Raw genomic sequence first — 26,610 nt, forward strand, 5'->3', positions numbered from 1 at the left:
TTCAGCTCTGTTTTGGACGTTTATAAAACGGTGTGCGGACAATCTTCGCTTTTACCGTTTTTTTACGGATTTCCACTTCTACTTCCGTTCCGACTTCACTGAATTCCGTTTTGATTAAGGCAAGGCCGATATTTTTCTTTAAAGTCGGAGATTGCGTGCCTGTCGTGACTTCACCGATCGGAACACCGTCTTTTTTCACGGCGTACCCGTGTCTCGGAATCCCTTTTTCAATCATCTCAAGTCCGACCAGCTTTCGCGGGGCTCCTTTTTCTTTCTGTTCGCGCAATACAGACTTCCCGAAAAAATCGGAATCTTTCTTGTGTTTCACGGCAAATCCGATTCCGGCTTCAATCGGTGTAATATCTTTCGTCAATTCCTGACCGTATAAAGCAAGCTTCGCTTCAAATCTCAGCGTATCACGGGCGCCGAGGCCGCACGGAACGAGACCTTCATACTCTCCCGCTGCAAGTATCTCCTTAAATAGATGAACTGCATCTTCATTGCGGCAATATAACTCAAACCCGTCTTCACCGGTATAGCCTGTTCTTGAAAGCAGGACTTGTCGTCCGGCAACGTCCGCCCCATCAATAAACGTAAACGGCTTTAAGGAGGACAAATCACATTCAGTCAGCTTCGCAAGAACCGACTGAGCATTCGGCCCCTGAACGGCAAGCAGTGAAATCCCGTCAGACTGATTCGTCAGCGTGACATCGCCTTCTGCATGTTCCGTCAGCCAAGCGATGTCTTTTTCAATATTGGACGCGTTAATCACGAGCAGATAGCAGCTCTCGCTTTTCTGATAGATCAGCAAGTCATCCACCGTACCGCCGTCAGGATAACACATGGCGGTATAGAGCGCGTTTCCCGGCTTTAAATCGGCAACGTCATTTGTCATCATTTTTTGCAGAAAAGACAGGGCGTCTTTACCGGATACTTCAACTTCCCCCATATGAGACACATCAAACAGGCCCGCTTTTGTGCGGACGGCTTCATGCTCCTCTTTAATAGAAGAAAATTGAACCGGCAGCTCCCATCCTCCAAAATCAATCGTTTTTCCGCCGTATTCTTTATACACGTCATAAAGCGGTGTTCGTTTCAGCATCATCTTCCCCCTTCAGTCATTGGCGCATTGTAAAAACATATAAAAAAGGACAGAGAAACACCTCATGAAAATGAAGGTTTCTCTGTCCCGGCACCTGAAAGTTTACTTTATGAACATATCATAAAGACGTCCCCTTTGGTGGCCTGCTTCTTCTAAGTGCAGACACTCTCCAGAGTTGCGTCGAGCAAGAGTTCTTTTGCCTGAGAGATTCACTCCGCAGTTTGCTCCTTCGGCGCCCGGACGCCCATCTTTCGTCCGAGTCTCTCCCCTTGCTGTCATTCGCTCATATTTACCAATTTTATGGACATACTAAAGCAATATCTTTTAGTGAAATCATTACTTATATCCTACCACCCTCACTTACGTCCGGCAACAAAAATTATGATAAATCAGTTTTTTAAAAGAAAGGCGGTTTTGTTACATATGACAGCAGAGATCATATTTGATGCAAACTGGCCGGGAGAGTTTTCTGAGCGGCTGAAAACGGACGGTCCCTGGTCAAATTGGGAGATGTACAAACTGTCGGCTGAAGTCCAGCAGACCCTTGCCATTCCTGAATTTGAAGGATTGAGGGCTCCTTTATACCTGCCCGATTTCACTCCGCTTCCCCATCAGCTTGAAGTCGCGCAGAAAGTCGTTGAAAAAATGAACGGCAAGGCGATTTTAGCTGATGAAGTGGGGCTCGGAAAAACGGTGGAAGCGGGCCTGATTTTAAAAGAATACATGATTCGCGGGCTGGCCAAAAAAATCCTGATTCTTGTGCCGGCATCACTCGTTTCCCAGTGGGTCAAAGAGCTTCAGGAGAAGTTTTTGATACCCGCTGTTGAACAGAAGAAAAGCTATGTGTGGGAACAGTGCGATATCGTCGTTTCTTCTATTGATACGGCCAAACGCTCGCCTCACAAGGACATTGTGCTTTCTATTCCGTATGATCTCGTCATTATTGACGAGGCGCACAAGCTCAAAAACAGCAAAACGAAAAATTATGAATTTGCGAGAAGTCTTGTGAAGAAATACTGCCTGCTTCTGACGGCGACGCCGATTCAAAACCGGATCGAAGAAATCTTCAATTTAGTGTCACTGTTAAAGCCCGGCCATTTAGGAAATGAAAGCGGATTTCAAGAAACCTTCAATCAGAAGGACGGGATTGACGCTCATGAGCATTTGAAAGAGCTCGTCAATAAGGTGATGATCCGCAACACGCGGAGCGACACCGGCCTTACATGGACGAAGCGCCACGTGGAAACAGTGCCGATCACCTTTTCACCGACGGAACAGGCGCTTTACGATGACATTGCCGCACTGAAAAACGGCACGGAAAAGCCCGCAAGCGCATTTTCCATTATGACGCTGCAAAGAGAGTGCTGTTCAAGCAGGGAAGCCGTGTATATGACGCTCAAAAAAATGCTTGACCAAAAAGACAAACATGCGCCCGCATTCGATGACCAGACGATCGCTAATTTAATGGACCGCATCAATCAAGTCACGCAAAACTCAAAAGCAATTCAAGTTGTTGACTTGATCCAAAAGATTAATGATAAAGTCATTATTTTTACTGAATACAGGGCGACACAGATTTACCTGCAATGGTTCCTTCAGCAGAACGGCATAAGCTCCGTTCCGTTCAGAGGCGGATTTAAACGCGGAAAAAAAGACTGGATGAAGGATCTCTTCCGCGGCAAAGTGCAGGTGCTGATCGCTACAGAAGCCGGAGGCGAGGGGATCAACCTGCAATTCTGCAACCATATTATCAATTATGACCTCCCGTGGAACCCGATGCGGCTTGAACAAAGAATCGGAAGGATTCACAGACTCGGTCAGGAAAGAGATGTCCATATCTACAATATGGCGACAAAACATACGGTGGAAGAGCATATCTTAAAACTTCTGTATGACAAAATTCATTTATTTGAAAATGTCGTCGGAGAATTAGATGACATTTTAACAAAAATCAAAGTGAGCAATTTTGAAGACCATTTGCATGATATTTTATGCCATTCGCTGACAGAGGAAGAAATGAGAATCAAAATGGACAATCTCACCTCTTTTCTGTCGTACGGTACGGACAAGCCCGCCAGAAAAAAAGGATCTTAATCTAAAAGGAGGAAGCGCGACATGAGACAGCAGGAGGTTCACGAATTTTTACTGCGCTTTTTTGAAGCGAACCACTGTCCGATTACAGAACACGGGCCGGGTTTTATGACGGTTCAGTTGACGGTCGAGATGGACAAACAAATTATGAACCGCCCGTTTTATTGGCATTGGCGTGAAAAAACGGGCGGCGAACCGAACCCGATGAAGATCACGTTCATCACTGATAAAGAAACGGCTCCGGAGGATATGGACGGCGAATTTATTTACTTTGGAGCCCCGCGCCTCTTTCAAATCTTTCAAGCAGTTAAACAAAATGGGAGATTTACAAGAATATATGAGAAAATTGTATCAGCCGGAGCCAGAGTGCCGCTTCAGCCCTGGCTGGGATTAAATGTAGTGATTTCATACCAATCCGACATGAAAAAAGACAGACTTTTGTCTTTAGGCCTGCATCTTGTTTCTGGAACAATTATAGAAGGGTTTCAGCAGAAGCTTGCACCGCTTCCGCTGACCTCGCAAATATCAGACTATTGCTTTACCATATCGCCGATGATTAAGCCGGAAAGCGGGATTAAAAGGATGGAGCATTACTTAAAAGACGCTGCCGCCAAAGAGCCATCAGACTGGGCTGACAGCGCGATCGCCAGATGGAAAAAGGACCTCAGGCTGCTCGATCAGTTTTATGAGCAGACAGAGGAAAAACCTGAGGAATATCATTTGGAAAAACAAGCGCTGAAAGCCTTATATCAGCCGAAAATTCACATTCAGATTGAAAACGGCGGTTTATTTTTCCTGCAAAGTAATTTTTCTGGATAAGCGTTATCCATTCGACACCTTTCCCGTTTTTTCTGGAAATTCTATATTATAATAAAAGTATATAGAAAAAATTTCTGGCGTTTCGCATGCGATGAATCACTTCCAGACATGTAAAGATAAGGTCATGGCCGGATTGGCTGAAATACATAAACAAGTATTTTAGGAGGAGAAAATGCATGAAAAATGCAAAAACAGAATTTTCGCAATTAGATAAGGAATGGGTTGAGCTGATATTAGAAGCCCAAAAAGCAAATATCAGCCTAGAAGAAATACGCAAATACCTGCTTTCGAATAAAAAGTCTTCTCAACATATCCAGGCAGCCAGAAGTCATACCGTAAATCCTTTCTGAATGTGCTATAATATCACAAGGAAGGTGATGACATTGATTGGCCAGCGTATTAAACAATACCGAAAAGAAAAAGGCTACTCACTATCAGAACTAGCTGAAAAAGCTGGGGTAGCGAAGTCTTATTTAAGCTCAATAGAACGAAATTTACAGACGAACCCCTCCATTCAATTTCTCGAAAAAGTCTCCGCTGTTCTGGACGTCTCGGTTCATACTTTACTTGATGAAAAACATGAAACCGAATACGATGGTCAATTAGATAGTGAATGGGAGAAATTAGTTCGCGATGCAATGACATCCGGGGTATCAAAAAAACAATTTCGTGAATTTTTAGATTATCAAAAATGGAGAAAAGCGCAAAAAGAGGAGTAGTGCCGCCATATGTGCACAACTCCTCTTTTAACTGTCCGACTTTCGGATTAGTTTTTATCCTCACTGTGAGCCTTTTCATTTTCCTTGACGTAACCGTCTTTATCCGTATGATCTTTCGTAATGGTCAAGCCGTTCCATTGCGTTGCTTCAAAAGAGAATTGAAGAGAAATCGCATTGCCTTGGAACTTGTTTTGCACACTTAATCCGTCCGCAGTTTTTGCGGTGTCATTTTTAAATTGGATTTCCATTCTCACCTGGTCATAATCAGCAGGCGTTTTCGGAACTCCGTCGTACTCAGGAGCTGTTTTGCCGTTAATGGTTGCTACATTGACTTTTCCGCTCTCACTCAGGAATTTCGGATCAATGTGCTTGCTGATCGCTTCGGCAGCTGCTTTATCCTGTTTTGTTGACATTAAGTATAAGTCTTTCAGGCTGGCCGCCTTCAAAATGATATTTTTAGGATAGCCGTTGCCCCCTTCTTTACCGACTGTCAGAACCGTAATTTCAAACTGGCTGAGGAAATCCTCCGCAGATTCATTTCCTTTCTTTGCTCCTTTAAAGTCAGTAAAATTCAAAGCCATCAGCACTTCTTTAATGGCAAGTGAACCGTTGTTTCTGAATTCGAAATCTTTCGTCAATTTATCGCCTGGTTTTAAGTTTGACAAATTGACATTGGCTGATTGTTCTTTAGCCGATAAATCAAGTGTTCCTGACGCAAATGTAGCGTCCGTCGACTTCACATCATTAAATGCGGCCCATGTGCCTCCTCCTACTAATGCTAAACCGAGTGCGGCTGAGGCAACGCCCAAGCTTAATTTCTTTTTCATACCCATGTTTGTACTCTCCCCTTACTTTTTATTTTTGTTATCAAATCCTGTCGCCAGGTTGCAACCGTATTCATGTGGAGATGGTTCCCTTTTTCGCATGTTCTTCCAGCGCTTTCGTTTTCCGCTCAATATCGCGGAGGGCGCTGACAATGACTGTTATTGAGTAAATCAAAAGCATGACGCCGGGAACGATTAACAGAATCGCCGTTCCGATCGGCTGGCTGGCCAAATGTATGACATATCCGGCATACGGAAGCTGATATCCCGTATACTGGGCCGCCACTTTTTCAGCTTGAACGGGTGCGGCATCCGGGGCGGCATTATGGTCCCCTTTTGTCTCAAACAGCAGGTTCCCGTCCTTTTTTGTGATCCCGATTATTCTGTGTGTGACGGCTGTTCCGTCATCTTGCGTAAAGGTGATCACATCCCCTTTTTTTAAGTCATTCACGTCAGAAATTTTCTTTACCGCTATGAGCGAACCCGTCTTAAATTCCGGGTCCATTGAACCCGACAGCACGGATTTCAGCGTATAGCCGAAAATGGCCGGCTCACCCCCGGAAGCCCGGGTCGAAATCACCGTTAACGTCAGCACAATAATCAAGCTGAAGATGACGGCATACAAAATATTACTGATCAGTTTCAGCGTTTTTTTCATGTTCTTCCCCGCTTTCTTTTACCGGCTCAGCCGGCTCTTTCTCCGTTTTCTTTAGATCGGAAACGGTCGCCTGTTCCCGGCATTTGACGAGTTTCATCGGTTTTGACCACTCAAATTTTTCTTCGTCGGCCGGGTACCCTTCAGGCTTGTAAACCTTGAATGCGTATATGCCCGGCTGCAAAGACCGTTTTGACTCAATTTTATAAATCGTTTTGCTTTTTTTATCAGTAATAAGCCCTTTATCCACAACATTGCCGTTTCGTAAAGGCTGCTGCTGAGAAGTGATTTTATGGAGCTCCCATTTCCAGTCAGAAACAGTCCGCTCTTTTCCCTTATTCTCCAGCTCGGCATAGAGCTGAAGCGGCGCACACACGGTGCCTGACGTATCAGTTTGATTTGTTATATGTAAATCACTTTGATCCCAGCGTTCGTCATAACGGCAATCGTCATCCGTATATTGAAAATCTCCGCAAGTTTGAACCGGGAGACTGAAGCTTTTCACATCATTGAAGGAGGAACTTGTATCACCTGTGAACTGAGCACATATCATCACGGACAGGCAAAAAATGAACGAAAGCCGTAAAAATAGCATCATCCGCCATCTCACCTTGCCCTTTTTTTCCATTCGCAACAATCGGAACATGCCTTACCCCCTGTAAAACTGTTAATAAATATGACAACCGTTCTCTTTAAAGAACTGTATGAACAAAGTATAATCAAGGATTATCGTCTTGAAAAATGTCAAATTCGGTCAAATTGTTCGTTTTTGAGAATGGTATCTTTCAAAAACATCGTTTTGCTTCAAATTACACACCTTTTTGGAATTTTTTCTAATAAAACGTGAGAAAATAACGAGGTGCCTAGCACAAAATGGAAAGTATATACAGCGAAAGGACGAAGAATGATGATCAAACAAAGTCTGATTTGCCTTTCTCTTCTTGTTTTCGGGGTTTCAGGAACAGCTCAGGCGGAAACGGTGCCTTATTATGCTGTTCACCATAAATCAAAATGGGAAAAGTTAGCAGAAAAAGAAGCTAAAAAAAGATATCCGCTCGCCCAAACGTTATTTATTCAAAAGGTGTGGGACCGGAAAAGAACGGATGAAGCAGTCAAGCAATACCACTTGACATTGCGGGATGGCGCAAAAGAATTTGGTGTGTTCGTTACGATTTCTTTTAATCCCTACAGCCAAAAAGTAAATAAAATTGCCGTCATTGAGGAATACCAATAAGGCCCTCCTGTATCAGGAGGACCTTTCGTGTGATTCAACTTTATTTTTTCCGCTGCATCCACAGCTTAAAACTGTACGGCAATATTCCGAACCAGTGCTGAGAAGCCGGCACTTTCTTTTCTTTCCGCACTTCTTTTCGCTCTCTCCGTTCCTGTTTCGGCGTATCGAAATATTTAACGAATTGCTCAGTCATATATTTTACATAATCATTTGTTTTCACGGCTCTCACCTCATAGTGCTGTCTTTACTATGAAGTGTTGTCCCGCCGCCTCTTTTTTATACTTCCGTCCATTGAATCAGCTGTTTCTTCTTCTGATCGAACAAAAGGTGAGCCTCCCGTCTCGTGCCTGTCGTGGTTTCCGCCTGAATTGTAACCTGAACCGTTTCCCTTCGATCACTCCCGGTGATGTGAAAAGAAACGGTGCCGTACGGAAAACGCTGTGTACCAGTTTGGCCCTTTTGTCCCTGTGTCATATGGCGGCTTGACAGCAGCGCGCCGTTTTGGAGCAGGTTCTCTCCGATCCAGTACTCCCCGGCCTCTTTTGCAAATGTTTTTCGGGTGATGAAATCAGATGAAGTATAGCTGATGACAAGTAAAACTGCGGCAGAAACAAACAGAACCGCGGGATATATAAAACCGTCAGATTTGTACATTTAATCACCTTTAAAAGAGCTGTAAACCGGAATGACCGCCTGATTCTTTTTACCTGTAACGCTTGAGATCTCTAATAAGAGCAGGCCATTTTTCACATCAGCCGTTAATGATGCCGCGTTTTGCAGGATCGGCACGTGGCCTTTTCCGTTTACTCTTTTCCTTATCATCTTATGATAAATTTCAAAACGCACTTCTTCGCCTCCTGTTTTCCGGCATGCTAACGCCCGTCCGCCGTCCGCCGGCTTCACAGTCTCAGCCTGTTTACATTCGTTCATGATCTGCTGAACGGCAATTTGATGCTCCCGGCTGTCTAATCCGCCGTTATCGGTCCGGTTTGATAAGAACAGATGTAAAATCGGGCCCAGGGTGCCTGATAGGAAAAGACAGACTGCCAAGGAGAACAAAACATTAAGAAGCGTAAAGCCAGTCTGTTTTGAGAATGCTGAGGCACATTTCTTTTTCGCCGGGGTCAGCCGCACACACTTTGTAATACTCACCATCCTCCTTCCACTTCACACCGGGAGACGGCGGCTTTTTTCCGGTCATCATATAAGTGCTGATATGTTTCTGAAGAAGCTGGTACGCTTCCTGGCGATCTTCTATTTTCAGGCCATCTGTCAGCATGCCCGTCCAGACCGGAATGATAGACGTCATAAGGAACAGCCAAATGGCCATTGCTGATAGCGTTTCAATAGTAGAGAACCCCTTATTTCCGTTTAGCATGGACATTTCCGCTCCCTAAGTAAACTGTGATCTCATAGGTGAACCCGGCGCTCTTCAATTGAATCTTTCCTCCCGAATTCGGATGGCCTTTTTCGTTAAATTCAAGGCTCTCCGGTAAAGTCACAAGCGTAATGTGAAGCGAATCAAAAGAACGCTCGACAATCCTTCCGCCTGACTGCAGTTTGTATTTATGCTCTTTTGGAAGAAAAGTGATTTTTGTTCTTTTATGTTCTGCGATAGCCGTTTCCTGAGCAAGCTGAATATCTTTTTGGAGCTGTTCTGTTTTTTGCCGCACGACAAGGTGGGTGCAGACCGGCGGAACCGTCGTGAACAAAACCGTCAGCAGGACGGACGCCAGGCTTAACACAATCAGGCTTTCAAGAAGGGTAAACCCATTTTCTGTCCGCCTGTTATTGTTCAACTGTAACTTCTCCGCCACTAATTAAGATCTGTTTACCATTCGGGCAGGCTGTATTCTTTTTGATATACCCCTCTGATTGTAAATCGTTCATATCCGGCATTTTACCTTCATGGTCGATTTCGTACGCCGTCACTTGGGCTTTCACCATATTCTGCAGTCCTTCACAGCCTTTACGCTGAATGCTTTGATTATGTTTTGTAACGTTAGGAATGGTGATTAAAAGCAGAATGGAAACGATAAATAAAACAATCAGCATTTCAATTAAAGTAAATCCATCTTGATTTTTCAGACGAAGCACTCCCTTACATTTGGTTCATCATCTGGTACATCGGCATCAGCATTGACATGTAGACAATTAAAATCATACCGGCCACAACACCGTAAATGACAGGCTGGAGAATGCCGGTATACTTCGCCGCGTTTTGTTCAAGACGCTCCATCATAAACTGGCTGTACGTATAAAGTTCGCGGTGAAGCCGGCCGTTTGCCTGTCCGTGGCTGACTGCAGCCGCAAGGTCTTTTTCATAGCACGGATGCCCGGAAAGAGCGGATTCTATGGTTTCTCCGGCTTTCAGACGTGTAATGAGCATCTCTGCTTCTTCACGATAAAAAGGCAGAAAAGATTGTTCTTTAAAAGCTGTTAAGCTGTCATAGATAGAAAGGCCGGATTTCAGAAGACTGCTGAGCTGTAAAGAGAAAAAGTAGCTGTTAAAAAGAACGGCCGCTTTTCCTAATAGGGGGATTTTCACAACAATCAGCATTTTATCTTGCGGGGATTTTTTCTTACATAAGAACCAAACGTACAAAAACAAGCAGAAAGCGGCGGACAGCGCCAGTGCGCAGGCTTCATGAAAATGCCGAAAAAACGCAAAGATCAAAGCAGTCGCACCGGATGTATTCATATTCATTGATTGATAAATCCCAGAAAACTGCGGAATGATTAAACTTTGCAGGATATAAAACATGACACAGACGGAAGATATTAAAAACATCGGATACCGGAGCATTTTTTTGATTTGATTCGTCTGCATGAGCTTTCTCTGTAACAAGTCGCCGCTTTGTTTCATCGCCCCCGGCAATTCCCCGTGTTTCTCAGCGAAATAGCAGATAGAGACGGCTTCTTTGTGAAAAGACAGTGCCTCAAGCACTTGGTAAAACGCATCACCTTCCCTCAGCCGGCGGATTCCGTCCGTCAGCTCTGCAAGCTGACGTTTATGCAGCTGGAGTTTCAGCAGTCTTAGCCCTTCAATCAGACTGTATCCTTTTTCCGTCATTTCACCGAGCCTTTTCAAAAAAGCCGCTTGATCCTTCAACGGCCAGGTTCGTTTAATCCGCTTCATGATACACCCACCGATCGTAATTGTCGGTCGTGACATAGCCGAGCGCGATTCCTTTTCTGATCAGCCTGCGGAGCGTCTGATATTGAAAATTGGCGTGCTCTCCCTTTGCTTCCTGAAAGCATTGGGTGAGGTTTTTCCCGTAGAGCAGTTCATAAATGCCCGCACGGCGTGTCTGCCTGTACATCCGGCAGTACACGGAACAGTTTTCCTCTTTGCAGAACGGACATGTTAAATCAACCAGACGCTGAGCGGCAATGGCAATGACGGTTTGTTCAATTTCTGTCATGTTCACGCCAAACTCCAGCAGCCTGTATATGGCGCCCTTAGCATCTCTTGTATGCAGGCTTGAAAGAACGAGGTGTCCCGTCATTGCCGCGCGGACTGCGATTTCAGCCGTCTCGGCATCCCTGATTTCCCCTAAGATGATCATATCGGGATCATGTCTTAAAATCGCTTTTAAACCGGCGGAATATGTGACTCCGGCTTTTTCATTCACCTGAACTTGCAGCACATCCTCATCTCTTGTTTCTACGGGGTCTTCAAGCGTGACAATCCGCCGGTTGAAATGCCGTTTTGCATAGTTGACAAGCGAGTAAAGAGTGGTCGTTTTTCCAGATCCGGTCGGGCCGGTAAACAGAAGCAGGCCGTGCGAATGCTTCAGAAAGGACAATAGTGCGGCGCCTGCCCCCCGAAATAAGGACAGTTTATCCAGAGGGGGAATCTGCTGCTTAGGCAAAAGCCTGATGACAAGACTTTCATCATTCATTGTCGGCAAGGTTGACATTCTCAAATGAACGGTTTCTGTCGGAAGCGGCAGAGACAATGACCCGTTTTGCGGCTTTCGTCTTTCTCCTATATCCATGGCCGATAAAAACTTGAAATGAGAAATAAGCCTTACACATTCCTCTTTTTTTAAGACTCTTTTTTTCACAAGAGCATGGCCGATGCGAAAATGAATGAAAGCATCCCTTTCTCTCGGCACAATGTGTATATCTGAAGCCCTTGCCGTATAGGCCTCGTTTATGATGTTCCTGCTGTATGTTTCAATATTTTTCACAAGACTTCCCTCCTTCCGCACGTATTGTAAATCAGATACACAAAAGCCGGCAAAGGAGAGATTATGCGTTTTACACTGTGTAAAACGCAAAAAAATAAAAAACAAGCCCCCTGACATTGATTTACCGAATGAAATCCGGAACCATTCGGCCATTTTCAGCCATCAAAAAAAGCAGGCGAATGCCTGCTCTTCTTAGCGTTTCTTTTCTTTCCGCAAATATTTTTTTTGATGCTCCCTCAAAATGTCCCCTGTCCAGCCTTTGTGCCGCAGATAAATATAAATCAGCAGGGTTGATACAATAATGAGCACGATGGAACAGATATACGCATATTTCCAATGAAGCTCCGGCATGTTATCAAAGTTCATCCCCCAGAGAGCTCCAAGCGCCGTCATCGGTGTAAAGAGTGTTGTAAAGATCGTCAAGGCTTTCACAATTTCATTTCCTCTTTGGGAGGTAATGACTTCCTCGGCGTGCAGCAGATTGCTCAATTCCTGATCAAACTCATTGATATATGTAATTCCTCTTTCCATCTTTTGATGAGCTCTGAGGTAATCTTTCTGCCTGTCATTTTTCGGAAGAAAAGCTTCTTTTAAAGCCATTTCTACTTTTTTAGCCCCCAGTGTAAGACCTTTCCAAATGAACAGCTCATGGCGCAGTTTATGCACATTTTCCAAGATTCCTTTGCTGTTGTCATCATGAATCTGCCATTTCAGCGTCCGCTGCTTGACTTCAAATTCATCCAGTCCGATCAGATAGGAATTCATCAGCTCTCCGAGTAAAACGAAAAAGCCTTCAATCGGATTTTCACAGGTTTGAATCTGCTGTGTGGCATGCTTTTCTTTTACACCGCGCAGCAGCGAAAAATCAAAATTAATTGTAAAAAAGAAGTCTCTCGTAATATAAAAGTGAAATACGGTATGGTTTTTTTCATCATCTAATCCTTGATGATAGATTAAAGAACCGAAAACCGCTTCATTATTCTGATCATTTGTATCTGAGCGCAGAAAGTTTATATGATTTTCATGTTCAAACCACTTTTCGCATTGCGGCCAGTGATTGTGATGGATCATTTTTTTCGCTTCTGTTTTTTCATGCGGACCGAGCTGGTACCACAGCCAGTCCGCACCCGAATGTACCTTCATCTCTTGTCATCCTCCAGTATCGCTTTCTTGTTTTATTACCGTAAATGAAGCAGGCTAAACCAGGTTCGATGTTTGAGCAGCCTTCTACAGTGGTATTATTCCGAAAAAAGGGAGGTGCAAGCCTTCCTTCGCGGAAGGCGTTACATTGTATATCATCAAACTATCTGCCATCGTACTATTTATTTTATTAACGGCGTGTTTTGTCGCCATAGAGTTTTCAATCGTTAAAGCAAGGCGCTCCCGCATTAATCAGCTCATTGAGGAAAATGTAAAAGGAGCAAAAGCAGCCAAGCATGTCATTACACACCTTGATGAATATTTATCGGCCTGCCAATTGGGTATCACCGTCACCGCTTTGGGAATCGGCTGGCTGGGTGAACCGACAGTCAAAGCAATGCTTCAGCCGTTATTTTTAAAGACCGGAGTTCACGAAGCGGTTGCCCAAGTCCTGTCATTGATCATCGCCTTTCTGCTGGTTACATATGTGAATGTCGTCATCGGCGAACTCGCCCCGAAAAGTTTTGCTATCCAAAAAGCCGAGCGGATTACACTTTTGTCTGCCAGACCGATGATTTTGTTTTATAAGTTAATGTTTCCGTTCATCTGGCTGCTCAATCATTCCGCCCGCCTGATTACAGCAATGTTCGGCTTGAAGCCTGCTTCCGAACATGAAATGGCTTATACGGAAGAGGAATTGCGGGTGCTCCTTGCCGAAAGCTATCGAAGCGGCATGATTAAAAAAAGCGAGCTGCATTACGTAAATAACATTTTTACATTTGATAAGCGCACTGCCAAAGAAATTATGGTGCCCCGGAATGAAATGGTGAGCCTGCCGTTAGACAGCGGATCGGGACATATGCTCCGGGACATTATCAAAACAAATAAATATACCCGGTATCCCGTAGTAAAAGGAGATAAAGATCATGTAGTCGGCATCATCAATATAAAAGAAGTTTTATTCAGATTCCTGTCAGAAGGAGCGGCGTTTACAAAACACGAACTCAGCCCTTACATCCAGCCGGCGATCCACGTGATTGAGACGATTCCGATTTATCAATTATTCGTTAAAATGCAGCGGGAACACGCCCATATGGCCATTCTCATTGATGAGTACGGCGGAACCGCGGGATTAGTAACGGCGGAAGATATCATTGAAGAGATCGTCGGCGAAATCCGCGACGAATTTGATACGGACGAAACACCTTCCGTTCAAAAGCTTGGGAAGAACCGCTATCTCCTGAACGCCAAATTGCTGATCAGTGACGTCAATGATGTACTCGGAACAGAGATTACGGCTGATCAAGTCGATACACTCGGGGGCTGGTTTCTTACTCAGCATATTGACGCGAAGCCCGGGAGCACCATTGATTTTGAAGGCTACACATTTACGGTAAAAGAAATCGACAGCCATCATATCATTACGATTGAAGCTGACAAAGCTGAATAGCTGAGGGAGAAATCCCTCCCGGCCATTCAGCTTTTTATCATCTTAATGATTCTTTTACGATAAATCCGTTTTTTGCCAGCGCTTTCGCCAGACTCTGCTCCGTTTTCACCTGAGAAAAATCAATGCCGAGCTTCACGACGGTCTGCGCGATTTCCGGCCTGATGCCTGAGATTGTCGTTTCTATGCCAAGAAGTTTTGTGCTGTCAATCACTTTAAAAATCTGATAAGCGACCATCGTATCCACAATCGGCACACCTGATATATCTAAAAATAAATAAGAAAGCCGGAGTGAAGAACATTGATCAAGCACCGATTCCAAAATCATTTTTGCCCGGTAGGTGTCAATTTCGCCGACGAGCGGCAAAATTCCAATACCGTCGGCAATCGGCATAATCGGCGCGCTTAGTTCGTTAATCATTTCTTTTTGGGCGTTTAATTGTGTAACCGTCACTTTATAATATTCCTCTGTAAATACTTCAATCATATGGTCAATTGCTTTGTTCAGCTTCTCTCCCCAATGGAATACCGCATTCGCCCCAGGCTTCTCAGACATTTTTTCACAGCATGTCTGTATGCGGTTCCAGACCAATCTCCGGAATTCTTTAAAGCTCGTGACGCTTTCATAGACCGGTACTTCATGGACGGCCCGGTCCCTTGCGAACTGAAGCGCCCATTTTGTCAGCTCCTCTTCCCCGCCGTCTTTTTCCGATAGAATGCCGGCAACGATTTCAATTAACAGACGGTGCTGCATTTCCGCTTTCTGATCGTCTGAAGGCCGCCCCGATTTTGGTATGAGCAGCCACTGGCGTGTGATTTCACCTGATTCTTCAATTAAGGTTCGAGATAATGTTTCGTTCAAATGTTTCACGGGTCTCCTCCATTCAAATTCCTTTGTATGTATAAATCGGCGCCGGACGCACATACTGTAATTACATCCGATGGGCTATAGCCAAGCGGTAAGGCAATGGACTTTGACTCCGTGATCGTTGGTTCGAATCCAGCTAGCCCAGTCCCGCAACCGCAAAAAACGAAGATTAGCTGATAAATTTTGATCAGCGGATCTTCGTTTTTCTCTTATGATACAGATTGATGTACCGTTTTTTTCTTCGTCAGCTTCATCAGTTCTCCCGGATTGTATCCGATAACGAGCTTATTGCGATCGATCAGAATCGGACGCCGCAGCAGTTTCGGCTTCTCAGTCAAAAGCTTCAGCACTTCATTTACAGTCATTTCTTCAATGTTCAGGTTGAGGTTTTTAAATGTTTGGCTTCTCGTCGCCAATATTTCATCAATTCCTTCGGTCGTTAATGATAAGATCTGCTTCAATTCATCAATTGTCGGTGTCTCCCTGAATAGATGGCGCTCTTGAAAGTCAACATTGTGGGCTTTTAACCAATGTTTCGTTTTTCGGCATGATGTGCAGCTCGGGTATGAATAAAAAATAAGTTCTTTCATTTTTAAAAATTCCTCCCTCGGATAATCCGTCTCTTTGTTAACATAAGTACCCTGAACTTTTTTTCATTAAACATATTTCAAAAAAATTTTTCGGATCTTTTTCAGAGAGCGGCATAAGATATAAAACACAGGGAAAGACATAAATTCCACAATAAATATAATCATGAAAATGTTTACATTTCGAGTGCCGATCTATTATAATAAACTTCAGATAGACTCTCGGGAGGGGATAAGGAATGAATCGCATGTTCCGGGTGTTAGGATTTTGGACGGGGATATTTGCAGTCATGTTTTTTTTAGGGGGCATGAAAGACGCTTCTCTTTTGTTTTTTGGACAGACGATCTTTTTCGTATTTCTTTCTTATTTGAATCTGACTGAGCGGATGTATATTTATATTTTCGGAGCTTACTTAACCGTATTTTTCGCCGGATTTACATATTACTCAATTTTTATTATGACACCGGGCGGCGGAACCCACTGACAGAAAAAGACAGACCGATTAGGTCTGTCTTTTTTCATTTACAGTGAAAAACCATTAATAAACGGGTTTCGCTCCTGCTCTGTCTGGATATCCGTTTCCGGCCCGTGTCCGCTTAATACAAGTGTATGTCCGGGAAGCGTGAGCAGTTTTTGATGAATGGAATCAAGCAATACGTTCTGACTTCCGCCGTGTAAATCAGTGCGGCCGATGCCTCCCTGAAAGAGCACATCACCTGAAATCACCAGATCCGCGTCCTTCACATAATAAGAAACGCTTCCCGGTGAATGTCCCGGCGTAAACAATGTCTCCAAATGGAAAGGCCCGATGTCCAATATGCCGTCGCCTTCAATCAGCCGTTCGGCGGGCCGTGCCGTTACGGCGATGCCCCGCAATATGCCTGATCCGTTTAAGGAAGAGTCCTCCAGCCACTTTTCTTCATTTTTGTGAAGATATACGGGAACATCCCATCTGTCTCTTACTTCGTCAAGCGCGCCGATATGGTCAAAATGAGCGTGCGTCAGTAAGATGGCCAACGGCTTCAGATTGTTTTCTTTTATGTAATTGTTGATTTTGTCCGCTTCCCCGCCCGGATCAAAAATAAGACAGGACTGATCCTCACTGACAAGAAAATACGCGTTTGCCTGAATCGGACCGGCCGGCATTCGTCTCCATTTCACTTTCATCACCTCTTTATGTATATGCCCTTATTATGAAGGTTTTCTGCGGAAGATTCAATGAATGCGGCCGGGAAAACGCTATCGACAAACAAAATGAAAACGGTTAAAATAAAATGGAAAGATTTTCAGGTTCCAATGACAAAGGAGGAGCATCATGTTACTTGTTGTAATCTTCGGCCTTGTCGCATTATTAGCTGTATTAGGAGTCCTGCGGGCTGTCAGACAGAGAAATATCCTGGGATTTTTGTTAGCCGCCGCCACGCTGGGCGTGTTTGGCTGGTTTACCGTAATGACCGTTGTAACCAGCGGCTATCCGACTGCACATTAAAAGCCTGTATCCAATGGATACAGGCTTATTTTTTATTGCTGCAAATGTTTGCTGACACTTTTGATTTTGCTCTCCAGCGTTGTTTCTTTATCACGTCTGTCATCAATGCGGATATTTGTCGCCACTCTGTGCAGCCCTTTTTGGAACGGAGCTTCGTGAATGTCCTGAATGACTGCGAATAAGTCGCTCAGCTCACCTTCAATCAACGTGTTCATCGGCGTGAGCTGAAATTTGATTTTGCCGGCAGCTTTGTAACCCTCCAAAATGTTTTGCACATCCGCTACATACTCACTGACGCTCGGTGTTTTTGTTCCGATCGGAATGATTGTCACATCTGCAATTGCCATTTGGTTCAAACTCCTTTTTCATTTGTTATGATTGGTTCTGTCATGCCTGTTTTCAGTGAAATCAGACGGTCATACGTAAAGCCGTATAAAGCGTATTCCCCGTTCGGAGAGATCTGAATCGGCTCCATTTCCGTGTTTTTGAGCACCGTCCGCTCCCGTTCGTCTCCTAAGTCAAAGCTGATCAGATTGTAAGAGCGGCCTTCAGGCTTAAATATGTAAAACCGCTTGTGTGTCTGATCGTAATCATATTCCATCGGCGCAAAGCTCTTATACTTTTCTTGGAGAGGAAAACGGTGTGTCACGGATGCCGGCTTTTGGAAAAGGAACTCGCCGTCTCCGTCCGATTGATCCGTTTGTCTGACGGCAATCGTCATGCCCGGGCGGGAATCGGCCCAGATGACGTGATGAAGCACTCTTTTTTCTTTTTTTGTCTGCAAGTCATAAGAATATAAAGGACCCTCTTCCTCCGTTTTTCCTTGCTTAATATATTGGAATTCATCAGTGGAGGTCCAATGGACAAAAGGGGCCTGAACGGGACTCTTTTTTAAAATGCCGTTTTTCATATCGGCCGTATAGGCTGTGAAGTCCCATGTTTCAGTAAAAACGGTAATCATCATTTGATACGGGTCATACGGATTCCAAGCCGTCTCCAGCTCATAAGAGTTAAAGGCTTTGTGATAAAGTCTTTTCCCCTGCTTGTTCATAAGCACAAGCTCAGTCTGACCGCTGCTTGTCACCTGTACGAGAATCAGCTGTTTTTTCCGGCTGATCTTTACATTGACAATATGGCCCTTTGTTTCATAGAGCCGTTCGGATTTTCCGCTGAAAAGATCATATTTCATCAGCTGATGATGTGCTGTATACAGGATCGTTCTGTTATCCAGCCATCCTTCCGTTTTCTCCGCTTCCTTTTTACTGAGCGGAACGATTTTCTGTTCTGCCGATTTTGCCGAAACGCCTGTGTCTTGCTGCTGATGAGATGGTTCACAGGCCGCTAAACACAGAACGAATGCGGACAGCAGAACACAAACCAAGTATCTCACCAGCCTTCCCTCCATTCTTTTCTATTGTCCCATATTTGTTTATGTAAACAAATGAGAAATTTCACAGATGTCTCAAAAAACAAGCGACCTCCACAAAATACCTTCCGTCGCTTGATAAATATCAGCAAACTGATGAAAAGGCAAAGGGTTTTTTCCCTTCCCGAGCTCAATGGTATAGCCCTCTTTTCCATACTGCTGTATAAACCAATCCCTAAAACCGGCATGGCTGTCAATGGTTTTAACGCCTTGATAGCAGTTTCCGCTTATCGCTTCAAACTCCCGAATCATCCGGGATGATTGCTCCGGTTCACATCCTTCGTATCCCCAATAAATCTCTTCTCCCTGCGTATGAAGCGCGATCAGCCTGTCAGGCGGCTGCTCCGTTATCAGCCGGTGCATCGCCTGCGCCTCCGGTTCAGTGAGCGGCGCCGTCCCCGGAAAATCACGGTATGAAGGGGCTTTCGGTTTGCGCCTCTGTTCAATATCCCAATTGGATGGGAAATGTTTATTTAAATCCACACCGTTTATATTCGCCTTCCATTCGCGGAAATCCGGGCGGTGCTCATTTAATTGATTAAGAAATTCATTTTTTTCTGATAAATCTTCACATCCGTAAAGTACGAGATCAACACCGTCGGGATTTACGAGCGGAACGAATGACAATGATGTCAGGCTGAATATATCAAGCGCAGAGTGCCCGAAAACAGTTTTATTTTCGCATAATGCCGCGCAATATTCTTTACACCATTTAAGCGCGACCGAGGTGGTGATCCATTCATTGGCATGAAATGAGGCGTTTACATGGACTTTTCTTTCAGCCGTATCCGCACCTATTTTCAGCTCATAAAGCGGCTTTCCCAATACGGAACTGCCGATTTTACGGCACGTGACAAACGGAAAGACATCCGTTATTTTCTCAATTTCTTCATAAACCGATTGGGAGCCGTACACCTTTTCTTCCTTCACCCATTGATCATCGGAAAGAATCCTTTCACAGTGCCGGATGTATCGCGAAAGCCCGCTCAGCGTCTCAAGCGGCGGACTCTCTGACTGCCCGCACACAGCAAAGCCGGGACAAAATAATTCATCGTTTTCCGCCGTTTTATCAGCGGCTTTCAACAGTTTTTCATCAATTGAAAGCACCTTTGCGATATCTTTCATATGCTGTTTCAATTCAGGTTTGACACGAATTCCCGCCATGTTCATCCCCCTTTTTTAAAAACTATATGACAGGGGAGATAAAAAAAGAAAGCCGCCCGCGATATGGGCAGGCAGACTTTCTTCAGCAGTTTTGATGTTTGAGCCATTCATTTTTGGCAATCCACGCCCCGCCGATGACTCCGGCGTCATTTCCAAGTGCCGCAATCGAAATATCGGCCGCTTCCGCAGAACGCGGGAACGCGGTGATTTTGAAGGTCTCTTCCACTTTTGACCGCAGGATTTCACCCGCTTTAGACACGCCTCCGCCGAGCACGATTTTCGTCGGGTTCATGGCGCTTGCCAGGTTTCCGAGCACGAGGCCTAAATGTTTTGCGACATAATCGACGACTTCAAGCGCTGTCTTATCCTGCTGTTTAGCCGCTTCGAACACGTCACGTGCCGTCAGATCATCCACTTGTAAGAGCGAAGAGTCGGAAACCGCCGCAAGCTTTTCTTTCGCGATGCGGACGATGCCTGTTGCGGACGCAATCGTTTCGATGCAGCCGGATTTTCCGCAGTTGCACGGAGCTCCTCCTTCCGGAATACTGCAAATATGACCGATTTCTCCGCCGGCCCCGTTTTTACCGTGAACGATTTCTCCGTTGACGATGATGCCTCCGCCGACTCCGGTTCCGAGCGTCACTAAAATGACATCTTTGGCCCCGTCACCTGCACCCTTCCACATTTCTCCGAGCGCCGCGATATTGGCATCGTTTTCAATGACGGCCGGAATACCCGTTTCCGCCTCGAGATGGTCTTTCAGCGGATAGTTTTTCCACCCCATATTTGTCGTCTCATAGACCATTCCCGTCGCCATTTCCACGGGTCCGGGCGCTCCCATTCCGATCCATTTTACGATCCGTTTCGGCTTGTTCAGTTCTTCCAGCTTCTGGTCAAGCGCTTTGGCGATCGTGACCGTAATTGTATTTCCTGATTTATCGGTCGGAACTTCCCATTTATGCTGAATTTCACCGTACATGTTGATAAAGGCCAGCTTGATGGTTGTTCCGCCAAGATCAATCCCCGCAAACCATGTATCTTCCATAATAATCTCCTTTTCTTATTAAAATCCTGCTGTGTTATCTGCCTTTGATCCGCTCCGATTCTCTCTGAAGAACTCCGGCGGCTTTTTGCCATAATTCTCTTTCAATCACGTTTGACAAGTACATTTCCTTTAATTCATCTTTCATAAAGTCAATTTCGGCTTGTCTGTCACCGAAATAAACGATATGTCCGAATGACTTAAACAGCTGCTGCACGTCATAAAATGAATTCATCTTCTTCACCATTTCTATTCTTCTTAGTATAAGCGTATTTCATCACTGATCCGGGCGTCAAGCAAAAAACGATTGGAGAAAATATCCTTGTATTATTTTCATAAATTGTATATTCAAAATTGTAAAAAAACACTCATTTATGCGTTTTTCTGTTACAATACTTTCGTGCCCAAAAGCACAAAAGGATTAAAGTTTGATGGGGTGTTGTTTTGAAACAAGAAAAAAGGCTGACGTTCATCTCAGCCATCAGTTTATTTGTCTTGATGTTAGCAGTCATTATTTCCTGCCTGTTTTTCTTTCATACAGAGCCGCATATGCCGCTGTTCTTTTGCGTCATTATTCTGTCTCTGGCAGGTTTGTGGCTCGGTTTCTCGTGGGACAGTCTTGAAAAAGGAATTGTCAGCGGATTGAAAAACGGTGTGCAGCCGATTATCGTGCTGGCTTTGATCGGTGTGCTGATCGGCGCCTGGATGTACAGCGGCGCCATTCCCACCGTCACCGTTTACGCTTTGTCAATTATACAGCCGAGTCAGCTGCTTTTGACCGCATTATTTTCCTGCATGATTATCAGCACGCTTGTCGGCTCAAGTCTGACAACTGTCAGTACAATCGGCGTCGCGCTGTTAGGGGTAGCAAGCGCGGCGGGAGTTCCGCTCGAATGGACGGCGGGAGCAGTCATTTGCGGGGCTTGTTTCGGTGATAAAATGTCACCGATGTCCGACACGACGAATTTTGCCGCCGGAATCGGCGAAATTCCGATTTTTAAGCATATTCGCCATATGATGGGCACTACCGTTCCGGCACTGCTGATCACGATTGTTCTTTTTTATATTCTCGGTTCATCGGTTTCAATAAATGCCGCTTCAACGCAAAATATTGAGGCGGTCATTTCCGGAATAAAAGAGGCCGTTCACGTTACGCCTTGGTCGCTTCTTTCACCTCTGTTGGTGATCATTTTAGCTGTGAGACGGGTTTCCGTGATTCCGGTGCTTACCGCCGGTATTATTTCCGCAGGGCTTCTGACTGCTGTTTTTATTCCTGACAGCAGCATTCAAGGATTTATATCCGCCCTGCAAAGCGGGACGGCGTTTAAAACCGGCGACCAGGCTGTGGCCAGCATTATCAACAGAGGCGGGCTCCAATCGATGATGGGATCAGTCTCTCTGATCATGATCGCCTTTGCGCTCGGCGGCCTGATGGAAAAAACGGGCCTGATCGCGGCGCTGCTTCAAGGATTGATAAAAGGCGTGCATACGAAAGGACGTCTTGTCATGGCGACCGTCTTCTCAAGTATAGGCGTAAACCTTGCGACAGGTGAGCAGTATTTGTCGATCTTAATTCCGGGCCAATCTTATAAACCTTTATATGACAAGCTCAGCATTAAGCGGATTCACCTTGCGCGGTCGCTTGAGGACGGCGGAACATTGATCAACCCGCTGATTCCCTGGGGAGTAAGCGGCGCTTTTATGGCAAGCGCATTAGGGGTTTCCGTCATCGACTACCTGCCGTTTACCTTTTTCCTGTACATTTCTCCTATGATCTCAATTCTGCTCGGTTTCCTGAAAAAAAGCTGACAATACGAGAAAACCTGCCGTTTTTTACCGGCAGGTTTTCTTATGCAAAAAATCCCGCTGAAAAACGGGATTTGTTTAAAATGCCTGCTGAAAAACGGGATTTGTTTAAAATGCCTGCTGAATGAATTTGTTTCTGATAAACGGTATTTTTAAAAAGAAATGAATGAATGACCGTCTGATCCCCGGCTGGCTGAGCACGCTGTTCATCAGACGGTAGCGGTTTTGGTAAACGGCTAAAACAGATACGGCGCATAATGAGTAGATCAACAATTTTTTCATCTTATCCCTCCTGCCCCTATCGTTTGTCAAACAGCGAGAATTATTCCGGTGCAAGAAGTTTTTTATGCGATTAAGCGATGGTTTCAGATTCAGTCACGATCATATCGACCGGAATATCGTGGGGCATGCGGGGAATGCGGTCTGTCAGCTGGCAGTCAAAGAGAAGCGACACGGTACGGCCTTTATAACCGGAGAGGTACCGATCATAATATCCTCCGCCGTATCCGATTCTGAAGCCTTCCCGGTCAAAAGCCACGCCGGGCACAATCACAAGGTCAATGTCTTTTTGGGCGGCTTTTTCCGTCAGGCTCTCGATCGGTTCACTGAGGCCCGCATATACGGTTTCCAGCTGATCATACGCAGAAAATGTACGGAACTCCATCGCTCCCGTCTGCGGAAAGCATTTTGGGATACAGACTTGTTTTTTCTCTTTCCAGGCCTGTTCAATAATCGGCCGTGTCGGAATTTCCAGGCGTGTCGAGATGGTAACGGCGATCACGCGGGCCTGTTTCCATTCTTTTAAAGAAAACAGCGTTTCACGCATGCTGCGGCATTTTTTCTCCCTTTCACTTTCTGTCATGTCAGAAAGCTTTGCTTTTATATCGGTTCTGATTTGTGCTTTCACGTTTCTCAAACCTCCCAGAAAGACAAAAAAGCCAGAACTTTATTGAAAGCTCCAGCTTTTTCCGCTGTTTTAAACAGCTTATTTTGTTTCACGGTGTAACGTAGATTTTTTATCACGTGGGCAATATTTTTTAAATTCAACGCGGTCCGGATTGTTGCGTTTGTTCTTTTTAGAAATATAGTTACGCTCACCACATTCAGTGCAAGCCAAAGTAATATTAACGCGCATTATTTTCCCTCCAAACTAAATATCATTTACTTATTCAGACTTATATATAATACCACTATAATGGACGGAATGCTAGAGTGATTTACATGAAATGTTGTTTAAGTGCAGAAAATATCAGTTTACGCTTCTGATCCTCTGAATGAGCCTGCGTCAGATGAAGGGAAAATATGACGAAACAGGACAAAAAAGGACTTTCTGATACGAAATCTATAGAGAAATAACCGTTTGCTCCCCGAATAAAAAAGATTTCCCGACAAAATTCCGTTTTTTTCTCTATTTCCTTTAGAATGGCGGCGTTTTATGGTATAAAAAAGAAGGGCAAATTAATAATAGAAGGTGATGAAACGTGGAAATTGCTATTATTGCGTTGTTTATCGTCAGTATAGCGCTTATTGCATTCTCATATTCTCAAAGAGATCCGATGAAAGACGTGGAACAGGAGCTTGAAACGCTTCAGCTTTCCGCCATGCAGGAAATTTACAAGTTGAAAAAGAAAATGACGGTGCTTGAAGAAGAATTGCTGGAAACCAACCTCGTGATCCGCAAAGCCAAAAGCAGCGGCATTAACCAAAAAATCGCCAAACAAATCATTTCAAAATATAACAACGGAATGTCTGCGGAAGCCATCGCAAAAGCGGAGCACGTGTCTGTCGAGGACGTCAATACCATTATTAAAGATAATGAGAAGGTGCTCGTATGACAAAACGGGGCATTCAGGCTTTTGCAGCAGGCATGATTTTAGCGACGGCCGTTCTCGCCGCTGTCTTCTATTTGACTGACCATGACCAGGCAGCCGCCGTTAAAACCGAAAAAACAGCATTGACAGAAAAAGAAGTAAACAGCTACCTCGACGATCAGCAAAAAGTCTCCGTCAACCGGGATGACTATCAAAAACTTCTTGATTCTAAAGAAAAAGCGTTAAACAACGACCAAAACACAGACGACAAAAAGAAAAAAGTAACATACAAACTGACGATTAAAAACGGAATGAGCACTGCTGATGTGTCATCCATTCTTGAAAAAGAAGGGATTATTCCTTCAGCGAAGGACTTTAATGATTACGTCATTGACGCAGGCTACCATAAAGAAATCCGCGCCGGCCATTTCAAAGTCGACTCAGATATGAGCTTTAAAAAAATCGTCAAAACATTAACCCGCTAAAAAAGCTTGCAGGCATCGTCCATTCAGATGGATACGGCCGGCAGGCTTTTTTAATAAGCAATATAAAACGGACCCGATCAATGGCCGGGCCCGTTTTTTTCATCCGAATTTTCCGGTGATATAATCATGTGTTTTTTGATGATCCGGCTGAGAAAATATTTTGTCCGTATCCCCCCACTCTACCAGTTCGCCCATATAGAAAAACGCGGTTTGATCAGAGACCCTCGCAGCCTGCTGCATGTTGTGCGTCACAATGACGATTGTATACTTTTCTTTCAATGTCAAAATCAGCTCTTCTATTTTCCGCGTGGATACGGGGTCGAGAGCGGACGTCGGTTCATCCATCAGAAGGACGTCCGGTTTGGTGGCGAGCGCCCTTGCGATGCACAGCCGCTGCTGCTGACCGCCTGACAGTGAAAGCGCCTGCTGGTGAAGGCGATCTTTCACTTCATCCCAGAGCGCAGCTGCCTTTAAAGATTCCTCGGCGATTTCAAGCAGTTTCTTTTTATTTTTTTCGCCGTGAATTCTCGGACCGTACACGACATTCTCAAATATTGACTGCGGAAACGGATTGCCTTTTTGAAACACCATACCGATTTGTTTTCTTACTTCTGCCGCATCCGTCTTTTCTTTCAGCAGATTGCGCCCGTTATAGATCATGTCGCCTGTCACTTTGACATTCGGAGCCATTTGCAGCATTAAGTTTAATGTTTTAATAAAAGTGGATTTCCCGCAGCCGGACGGACCGATGATCGCAGTTACCTTCCGCTCCTCAAAACCGATCGTAATGTCTTTTAAAGCCTGATGAGCTCCGTACCATACGTTCATGCCGTAAATATCAAATAAATTCTGTGTGTGCACCGCTTCCTTCACAAGGCTCACAGTCCTTCCCCCTATCCGAACTTTCCGTTAATGTAGTCATCTGTCTTTTGCGCTTTAGGACTCGTAAAAATTTGTTCTGTCTGCCCGTATTCCACCACTTCCCCGTTTAAAAAGAAAGCCGTTCGGTCAGACACCCTCAGCGCCTGCTGCATGTTATGCGTAACGATAATAATCGAATAATCTTTTTTCAGTTCTGTCAAAAGCGTCTCGATTCTGGCGTTTGAAATAGGGTCCAGAGCTGAAGCCGGTTCATCTAAAAGAAGCACGGCAGGTTTCATCGCAAGCGTACGGGCGATGCAAAGGCGCTGCTGCTGGCCGCCTGATAACGAAAGAGCCGATGAATGAAGCCGGTCTTTGACTTCATCCCAAAGCGCAGCCTTCGTTAAGCTTTCCTCGACCGCATCATCCAAAACGGCTTTCCTGCGTTCACCCGCATACTTCAGCGCATGTGTGATGTTATTGTAAATGGATTTCGGAAACGGATTCGGTTTTTGAAACACCATACCGATCTCCCGTCTGAGAGACACGACATTAATCGCTTCCCCCAAAATATTCAGCCCTTCATAAAGGATCTCTCCCTCGCTTCTTGCCGAAGGAATGGCATCGTTCATTCTGTTAATCTGTCTCAAAAATGTTGATTTCCCGCAGCCGGACGGACCGATCAGAGCCGTCACCGCATGTTTTTCAATATCCATGTTTACATCTTTAACCGCTTGTTTGTCACCGTAATAAATTGATAAATGCTTCACTTCCAAAATTGAAGACTCCGGCGAACGCTTTGTCTGTTCCGCATGTTCCCTGATGATGTGATCAATCATGTTT

General features: G+C 44.8%; 37 protein-coding genes, 1 tRNA gene and 1 riboswitch. Of the genes, 12 read left to right on the forward strand and 26 right to left on the reverse strand.

What is annotated here, in order from left to right:
* Position 1: 1 nt before the first annotated feature.
* Complete coding sequence (gene gcvT, locus G9F75_RS03150) at positions 2–1,102, reverse strand: glycine cleavage system aminomethyltransferase GcvT (RefSeq protein WP_061890721.1); 1,101 nt, start codon at positions 1,100–1,102, stop codon at positions 2–4.
* Positions 1,103–1,280: 178 nt separating this feature from the next.
* Positions 1,281–1,381, reverse strand: a riboswitch (glycine riboswitch).
* 144 nt (positions 1,382–1,525) lie between these two features.
* On the opposite strand from gcvT, the gene G9F75_RS03155 reads away from it, so the two are divergent.
* The 4 genes from G9F75_RS03155 to sinR all read left to right on the forward strand — a co-directional run bounded on the left by G9F75_RS03155 (position 1,526) and on the right by sinR (position 4,731).
* Positions 1,526–3,196, forward strand: coding sequence for a DEAD/DEAH box helicase (locus G9F75_RS03155; protein ID WP_021494309.1), 1,671 nt, complete (start codon positions 1,526–1,528; stop codon positions 3,194–3,196).
* A gap of 21 nt (positions 3,197–3,217) precedes the next feature.
* Complete coding sequence (locus G9F75_RS03160; RefSeq protein WP_014418368.1) at positions 3,218–4,012, forward strand: YqhG family protein; 795 nt, start codon at positions 3,218–3,220, stop codon at positions 4,010–4,012.
* A 176-nt stretch (positions 4,013–4,188) separates the two neighbouring features.
* Entirely contained in the window at positions 4,189–4,362 is a 174-nt protein-coding gene (gene sinI / locus G9F75_RS03165; protein WP_014418369.1) for an anti-repressor SinI, read from the forward strand.
* Positions 4,363–4,395: 33 nt separating this feature from the next.
* Positions 4,396–4,731 (forward strand): transcriptional regulator SinR, encoded by a 336-nt coding sequence (gene sinR, locus G9F75_RS03170; protein ID WP_003153104.1) that lies wholly within the window; start codon positions 4,396–4,398, stop codon positions 4,729–4,731.
* A gap of 47 nt (positions 4,732–4,778) precedes the next feature.
* Here the strand turns inward: sinR and tasA are convergent, their stop codons facing one another.
* The 3 genes from tasA to tapA all read right to left on the reverse strand — a co-directional run bounded on the left by tasA (position 4,779) and on the right by tapA (position 6,856).
* The gene (gene tasA / locus G9F75_RS03175) at positions 4,779–5,564 is read right to left on the reverse strand and encodes a biofilm matrix protein TasA (RefSeq protein WP_007408329.1); all 786 of its coding nucleotides are present in this window, start codon (positions 5,562–5,564) and stop codon (positions 4,779–4,781) included.
* Between the two features lie 64 nt (positions 5,565–5,628).
* Positions 5,629–6,213, reverse strand: a complete 585-nt coding sequence (gene sipW / locus G9F75_RS03180; protein WP_012117977.1) for a signal peptidase I SipW — start codon at positions 6,211–6,213, stop codon at positions 5,629–5,631.
* Positions 6,185–6,856 carry an amyloid fiber anchoring/assembly protein TapA gene (gene tapA, locus G9F75_RS03185; protein ID WP_025649852.1) on the reverse strand — a complete coding sequence of 224 codons (672 nt, stop codon included), beginning with the start codon at positions 6,854–6,856 and terminating at the stop codon, positions 6,185–6,187. Before tapA ends, sipW begins: the two co-directional genes overlap by 29 nt.
* 258 nt (positions 6,857–7,114) lie before the next feature.
* Between tapA and G9F75_RS03190 the strand changes: the two genes are divergently transcribed.
* Positions 7,115–7,444 carry a DUF3889 domain-containing protein gene (locus G9F75_RS03190; protein ID WP_012117979.1) on the forward strand — a complete coding sequence of 110 codons (330 nt, stop codon included), beginning with the start codon at positions 7,115–7,117 and terminating at the stop codon, positions 7,442–7,444.
* A 40-nt stretch (positions 7,445–7,484) separates the two neighbouring features.
* Here the strand turns inward: G9F75_RS03190 and G9F75_RS03195 are convergent, their stop codons facing one another.
* The 9 genes from G9F75_RS03195 to G9F75_RS03235 all read right to left on the reverse strand — a co-directional run bounded on the left by G9F75_RS03195 (position 7,485) and on the right by G9F75_RS03235 (position 12,783).
* The gene (locus G9F75_RS03195; RefSeq protein WP_003153093.1) at positions 7,485–7,664 is read right to left on the reverse strand and encodes a YqzE family protein; all 180 of its coding nucleotides are present in this window, start codon (positions 7,662–7,664) and stop codon (positions 7,485–7,487) included.
* A gap of 56 nt (positions 7,665–7,720) precedes the next feature.
* Positions 7,721–8,098, reverse strand: coding sequence for a competence type IV pilus minor pilin ComGG (gene comGG / locus G9F75_RS03200; protein ID WP_017418138.1), 378 nt, complete (start codon positions 8,096–8,098; stop codon positions 7,721–7,723).
* On the reverse strand, positions 8,099–8,494 hold the full coding sequence (comGF, locus tag G9F75_RS03205) for a competence type IV pilus minor pilin ComGF (RefSeq protein WP_025649850.1): 396 nt from the start codon (positions 8,492–8,494) through the stop codon (positions 8,099–8,101).
* Between the two features lie 13 nt (positions 8,495–8,507).
* Positions 8,508–8,822 carry a competence type IV pilus minor pilin ComGE gene (gene comGE / locus G9F75_RS03210; RefSeq protein WP_017418140.1) on the reverse strand — a complete coding sequence of 105 codons (315 nt, stop codon included), beginning with the start codon at positions 8,820–8,822 and terminating at the stop codon, positions 8,508–8,510.
* Positions 8,806–9,243 (reverse strand): competence type IV pilus minor pilin ComGD, encoded by a 438-nt coding sequence (gene comGD, locus G9F75_RS03215; RefSeq protein ID WP_095061019.1) that lies wholly within the window; start codon positions 9,241–9,243, stop codon positions 8,806–8,808. Before comGD ends, comGE begins: the two co-directional genes overlap by 17 nt.
* Complete coding sequence (gene comGC / locus G9F75_RS03220; RefSeq protein WP_014418376.1) at positions 9,233–9,541, reverse strand: competence type IV pilus major pilin ComGC; 309 nt, start codon at positions 9,539–9,541, stop codon at positions 9,233–9,235. The genes comGD and comGC overlap by 11 nt, the downstream gene beginning before the upstream one ends.
* Positions 9,542–9,545: 4 nt before the next feature.
* Positions 9,546–10,583, reverse strand: a complete 1,038-nt coding sequence (gene comGB / locus G9F75_RS03225; protein ID WP_053284924.1) for a competence type IV pilus assembly protein ComGB — start codon at positions 10,581–10,583, stop codon at positions 9,546–9,548.
* Positions 10,570–11,640, reverse strand: coding sequence for a competence type IV pilus ATPase ComGA (comGA, locus tag G9F75_RS03230; protein ID WP_014418378.1), 1,071 nt, complete (start codon positions 11,638–11,640; stop codon positions 10,570–10,572). Before comGA ends, comGB begins: the two co-directional genes overlap by 14 nt.
* Positions 11,641–11,832: 192 nt before the next feature.
* Complete coding sequence (locus tag G9F75_RS03235; protein ID WP_014418379.1) at positions 11,833–12,783, reverse strand: magnesium transporter CorA family protein; 951 nt, start codon at positions 12,781–12,783, stop codon at positions 11,833–11,835.
* A gap of 145 nt (positions 12,784–12,928) precedes the next feature.
* Between G9F75_RS03235 and G9F75_RS03240 the strand changes: the two genes are divergently transcribed.
* Complete coding sequence (locus tag G9F75_RS03240; protein WP_029973873.1) at positions 12,929–14,230, forward strand: hemolysin family protein; 1,302 nt, start codon at positions 12,929–12,931, stop codon at positions 14,228–14,230.
* Between the two features lie 37 nt (positions 14,231–14,267).
* Here G9F75_RS03240 and G9F75_RS03245 read toward each other — a convergent pair whose 3' ends face one another.
* Positions 14,268–15,098: an STAS domain-containing protein gene (locus G9F75_RS03245; RefSeq protein ID WP_025649847.1), complete on the reverse strand. Its 831-nt coding sequence runs from the start codon at positions 15,096–15,098 to the stop codon at positions 14,268–14,270.
* A 71-nt stretch (positions 15,099–15,169) separates the two neighbouring features.
* Between G9F75_RS03245 and G9F75_RS03250 the strand changes: the two genes are divergently transcribed.
* A tRNA-Gln gene (locus tag G9F75_RS03250) sits at positions 15,170–15,240 on the forward strand.
* A gap of 64 nt (positions 15,241–15,304) precedes the next feature.
* Here the strand turns inward: G9F75_RS03250 and G9F75_RS03255 are convergent.
* Entirely contained in the window at positions 15,305–15,685 is a 381-nt protein-coding gene (locus tag G9F75_RS03255; RefSeq protein WP_003153079.1) for a Spx/MgsR family RNA polymerase-binding regulatory protein, read from the reverse strand.
* 236 nt (positions 15,686–15,921) lie between these two features.
* Here G9F75_RS03255 and G9F75_RS03260 point away from each other — a divergent pair, with 236 nt between their 5' ends.
* On the forward strand, positions 15,922–16,167 hold the full coding sequence (locus tag G9F75_RS03260; protein WP_003153078.1) for a DUF2626 domain-containing protein: 246 nt from the start codon (positions 15,922–15,924) through the stop codon (positions 16,165–16,167).
* Between the two features lie 38 nt (positions 16,168–16,205).
* Here the strand turns inward: G9F75_RS03260 and G9F75_RS03265 are convergent, their stop codons facing one another.
* Complete coding sequence (locus G9F75_RS03265; RefSeq protein ID WP_017418145.1) at positions 16,206–16,844, reverse strand: MBL fold metallo-hydrolase; 639 nt, start codon at positions 16,842–16,844, stop codon at positions 16,206–16,208.
* Between the two features lie 154 nt (positions 16,845–16,998).
* On the opposite strand from G9F75_RS03265, the gene G9F75_RS03270 reads away from it, so the two are divergent.
* Entirely contained in the window at positions 16,999–17,172 is a 174-nt protein-coding gene (locus G9F75_RS03270) for a DUF2759 domain-containing protein (RefSeq protein ID WP_003153076.1), read from the forward strand.
* 32 nt (positions 17,173–17,204) lie between these two features.
* Here G9F75_RS03270 and G9F75_RS03275 read toward each other — a convergent pair whose 3' ends face one another.
* From G9F75_RS03275 to G9F75_RS03295, 5 genes are all read right to left on the reverse strand, one after another.
* Positions 17,205–17,519: an MTH1187 family thiamine-binding protein gene (locus G9F75_RS03275; RefSeq protein WP_003153073.1), complete on the reverse strand. Its 315-nt coding sequence runs from the start codon at positions 17,517–17,519 to the stop codon at positions 17,205–17,207.
* 5 nt (positions 17,520–17,524) lie between these two features.
* Positions 17,525–18,562, reverse strand: a complete 1,038-nt coding sequence (locus G9F75_RS03280) for a YqgU-like beta propeller domain-containing protein (protein ID WP_061862395.1) — start codon at positions 18,560–18,562, stop codon at positions 17,525–17,527.
* A gap of 72 nt (positions 18,563–18,634) precedes the next feature.
* The gene (locus G9F75_RS03285) at positions 18,635–19,762 is read right to left on the reverse strand and encodes a M14 family metallopeptidase (RefSeq protein ID WP_094296040.1); all 1,128 of its coding nucleotides are present in this window, start codon (positions 19,760–19,762) and stop codon (positions 18,635–18,637) included.
* Positions 19,763–19,844: 82 nt separating this feature from the next.
* Positions 19,845–20,807, reverse strand: coding sequence for a glucose kinase GlcK (gene glcK / locus G9F75_RS03290; RefSeq protein WP_014418385.1), 963 nt, complete (start codon positions 20,805–20,807; stop codon positions 19,845–19,847).
* Between the two features lie 34 nt (positions 20,808–20,841).
* The gene (locus G9F75_RS03295) at positions 20,842–21,051 is read right to left on the reverse strand and encodes a YqgQ family protein (protein ID WP_007408313.1); all 210 of its coding nucleotides are present in this window, start codon (positions 21,049–21,051) and stop codon (positions 20,842–20,844) included.
* 197 nt (positions 21,052–21,248) lie between these two features.
* Here G9F75_RS03295 and nhaC point away from each other — a divergent pair, with 197 nt between their 5' ends.
* Positions 21,249–22,613 carry a Na+/H+ antiporter NhaC gene (nhaC, locus tag G9F75_RS03300; protein WP_021494320.1) on the forward strand — a complete coding sequence of 455 codons (1,365 nt, stop codon included), beginning with the start codon at positions 21,249–21,251 and terminating at the stop codon, positions 22,611–22,613.
* A 105-nt stretch (positions 22,614–22,718) separates the two neighbouring features.
* Here the strand turns inward: nhaC and G9F75_RS03305 are convergent, their stop codons facing one another.
* The 3 genes from G9F75_RS03305 to rpmG form a co-directional block, all read right to left on the reverse strand.
* On the reverse strand, positions 22,719–22,892 hold the full coding sequence (locus G9F75_RS03305) for a hypothetical protein (protein ID WP_007408311.1): 174 nt from the start codon (positions 22,890–22,892) through the stop codon (positions 22,719–22,721).
* Between the two features lie 70 nt (positions 22,893–22,962).
* Positions 22,963–23,517 carry a 5-formyltetrahydrofolate cyclo-ligase gene (locus G9F75_RS03310; RefSeq protein ID WP_021494321.1) on the reverse strand — a complete coding sequence of 185 codons (555 nt, stop codon included), beginning with the start codon at positions 23,515–23,517 and terminating at the stop codon, positions 22,963–22,965.
* A gap of 78 nt (positions 23,518–23,595) precedes the next feature.
* Complete coding sequence (gene rpmG / locus G9F75_RS03315; RefSeq protein WP_003153056.1) at positions 23,596–23,745, reverse strand: 50S ribosomal protein L33; 150 nt, start codon at positions 23,743–23,745, stop codon at positions 23,596–23,598.
* 346 nt (positions 23,746–24,091) lie between these two features.
* Between rpmG and G9F75_RS03320 the strand changes: the two genes are divergently transcribed.
* Together G9F75_RS03320 and G9F75_RS03325 are read left to right on the forward strand one after the other, a co-directional pair.
* Positions 24,092–24,445 (forward strand): hypothetical protein, encoded by a 354-nt coding sequence (locus G9F75_RS03320; RefSeq protein WP_003153047.1) that lies wholly within the window; start codon positions 24,092–24,094, stop codon positions 24,443–24,445.
* Positions 24,442–24,906, forward strand: coding sequence for an endolytic transglycosylase MltG (locus tag G9F75_RS03325; protein ID WP_014418388.1), 465 nt, complete (start codon positions 24,442–24,444; stop codon positions 24,904–24,906). The genes G9F75_RS03320 and G9F75_RS03325 overlap by 4 nt, the downstream gene beginning before the upstream one ends.
* Before the next feature lie 99 nt (positions 24,907–25,005).
* On the opposite strand, the gene pstB (G9F75_RS03330) is transcribed toward G9F75_RS03325, so the two are convergent.
* On the reverse strand, positions 25,006–25,788 hold the full coding sequence (pstB, locus tag G9F75_RS03330; RefSeq protein WP_121984389.1) for a phosphate ABC transporter ATP-binding protein PstB: 783 nt from the start codon (positions 25,786–25,788) through the stop codon (positions 25,006–25,008).
* A gap of 11 nt (positions 25,789–25,799) precedes the next feature.
* A complete protein-coding gene (gene pstB, locus G9F75_RS03335; RefSeq protein ID WP_014418390.1) occupies positions 25,800–26,606 on the reverse strand; it encodes a phosphate ABC transporter ATP-binding protein PstB in 807 nt (268 codons plus the stop codon).
* Positions 26,607–26,610: the final 4 nt, after the last annotated feature.

The sequence above is a fragment of the Bacillus sp. EKM208B genome (genome assembly GCF_011800725.1).
Classification (GTDB): Bacteria; Bacillota; Bacilli; order Bacillales; family Bacillaceae; genus Bacillus; species Bacillus velezensis.

Bases quoted from the DNA above. Each gene is read 5' to 3' on its own strand.
- gcvT (WP_061890721.1), bottom strand. From the start codon at position 1,102: ATGCTGAAACGAACACCGCTTTATGACGTGTATAAAGAATACGGCGGA.
- G9F75_RS03155 (WP_021494309.1), top strand. From the start codon at position 1,526: ATGACAGCAGAGATCATATTTGATGCAAACTGGCCGGGAGAGTTTTCT.
- G9F75_RS03160 (WP_014418368.1), top strand. From the start codon at position 3,218: ATGAGACAGCAGGAGGTTCACGAATTTTTACTGCGCTTTTTTGAAGCG.
- sinI (WP_014418369.1), top strand. From the start codon at position 4,189: ATGAAAAATGCAAAAACAGAATTTTCGCAATTAGATAAGGAATGGGTT.
- tasA (WP_007408329.1), bottom strand. From the start codon at position 5,564: ATGGGTATGAAAAAGAAATTAAGCTTGGGCGTTGCCTCAGCCGCACTC.
- sipW (WP_012117977.1), bottom strand. From the start codon at position 6,213: ATGAAAAAAACGCTGAAACTGATCAGTAATATTTTGTATGCCGTCATC.
- tapA (WP_025649852.1), bottom strand. From the start codon at position 6,856: ATGTTCCGATTGTTGCGAATGGAAAAAAAGGGCAAGGTGAGATGGCGG.
- G9F75_RS03190 (WP_012117979.1), top strand. From the start codon at position 7,115: ATGATGATCAAACAAAGTCTGATTTGCCTTTCTCTTCTTGTTTTCGGG.
- comGG (WP_017418138.1), bottom strand. From the start codon at position 8,098: ATGTACAAATCTGACGGTTTTATATATCCCGCGGTTCTGTTTGTTTCT.
- comGE (WP_017418140.1), bottom strand. From the start codon at position 8,822: ATGCTAAACGGAAATAAGGGGTTCTCTACTATTGAAACGCTATCAGCA.
- comGB (WP_053284924.1), bottom strand. From the start codon at position 10,583: ATGAAGCGGATTAAACGAACCTGGCCGTTGAAGGATCAAGCGGCTTTT.
- G9F75_RS03235 (WP_014418379.1), bottom strand. From the start codon at position 12,783: ATGAAGGTACATTCGGGTGCGGACTGGCTGTGGTACCAGCTCGGTCCG.
- G9F75_RS03255 (WP_003153079.1), bottom strand. From the start codon at position 15,685: ATGAAAGAACTTATTTTTTATTCATACCCGAGCTGCACATCATGCCGA.
- G9F75_RS03260 (WP_003153078.1), top strand. From the start codon at position 15,922: ATGAATCGCATGTTCCGGGTGTTAGGATTTTGGACGGGGATATTTGCA.
- G9F75_RS03270 (WP_003153076.1), top strand. From the start codon at position 16,999: ATGTTACTTGTTGTAATCTTCGGCCTTGTCGCATTATTAGCTGTATTA.
- G9F75_RS03275 (WP_003153073.1), bottom strand. From the start codon at position 17,519: ATGGCAATTGCAGATGTGACAATCATTCCGATCGGAACAAAAACACCG.
- G9F75_RS03285 (WP_094296040.1), bottom strand. From the start codon at position 19,762: ATGGCGGGAATTCGTGTCAAACCTGAATTGAAACAGCATATGAAAGAT.
- glcK (WP_014418385.1), bottom strand. From the start codon at position 20,807: ATGGAAGATACATGGTTTGCGGGGATTGATCTTGGCGGAACAACCATC.
- G9F75_RS03295 (WP_007408313.1), bottom strand. From the start codon at position 21,051: ATGGTGAAGAAGATGAATTCATTTTATGACGTGCAGCAGCTGTTTAAG.
- G9F75_RS03305 (WP_007408311.1), bottom strand. From the start codon at position 22,892: ATGAAAAAATTGTTGATCTACTCATTATGCGCCGTATCTGTTTTAGCC.
- rpmG (WP_003153056.1), bottom strand. From the start codon at position 23,745: ATGCGCGTTAATATTACTTTGGCTTGCACTGAATGTGGTGAGCGTAAC.
- G9F75_RS03325 (WP_014418388.1), top strand. From the start codon at position 24,442: ATGACAAAACGGGGCATTCAGGCTTTTGCAGCAGGCATGATTTTAGCG.
- pstB (WP_014418390.1), bottom strand. From the start codon at position 26,606: ATGATTGATCACATCATCAGGGAACATGCGGAACAGACAAAGCGTTCG.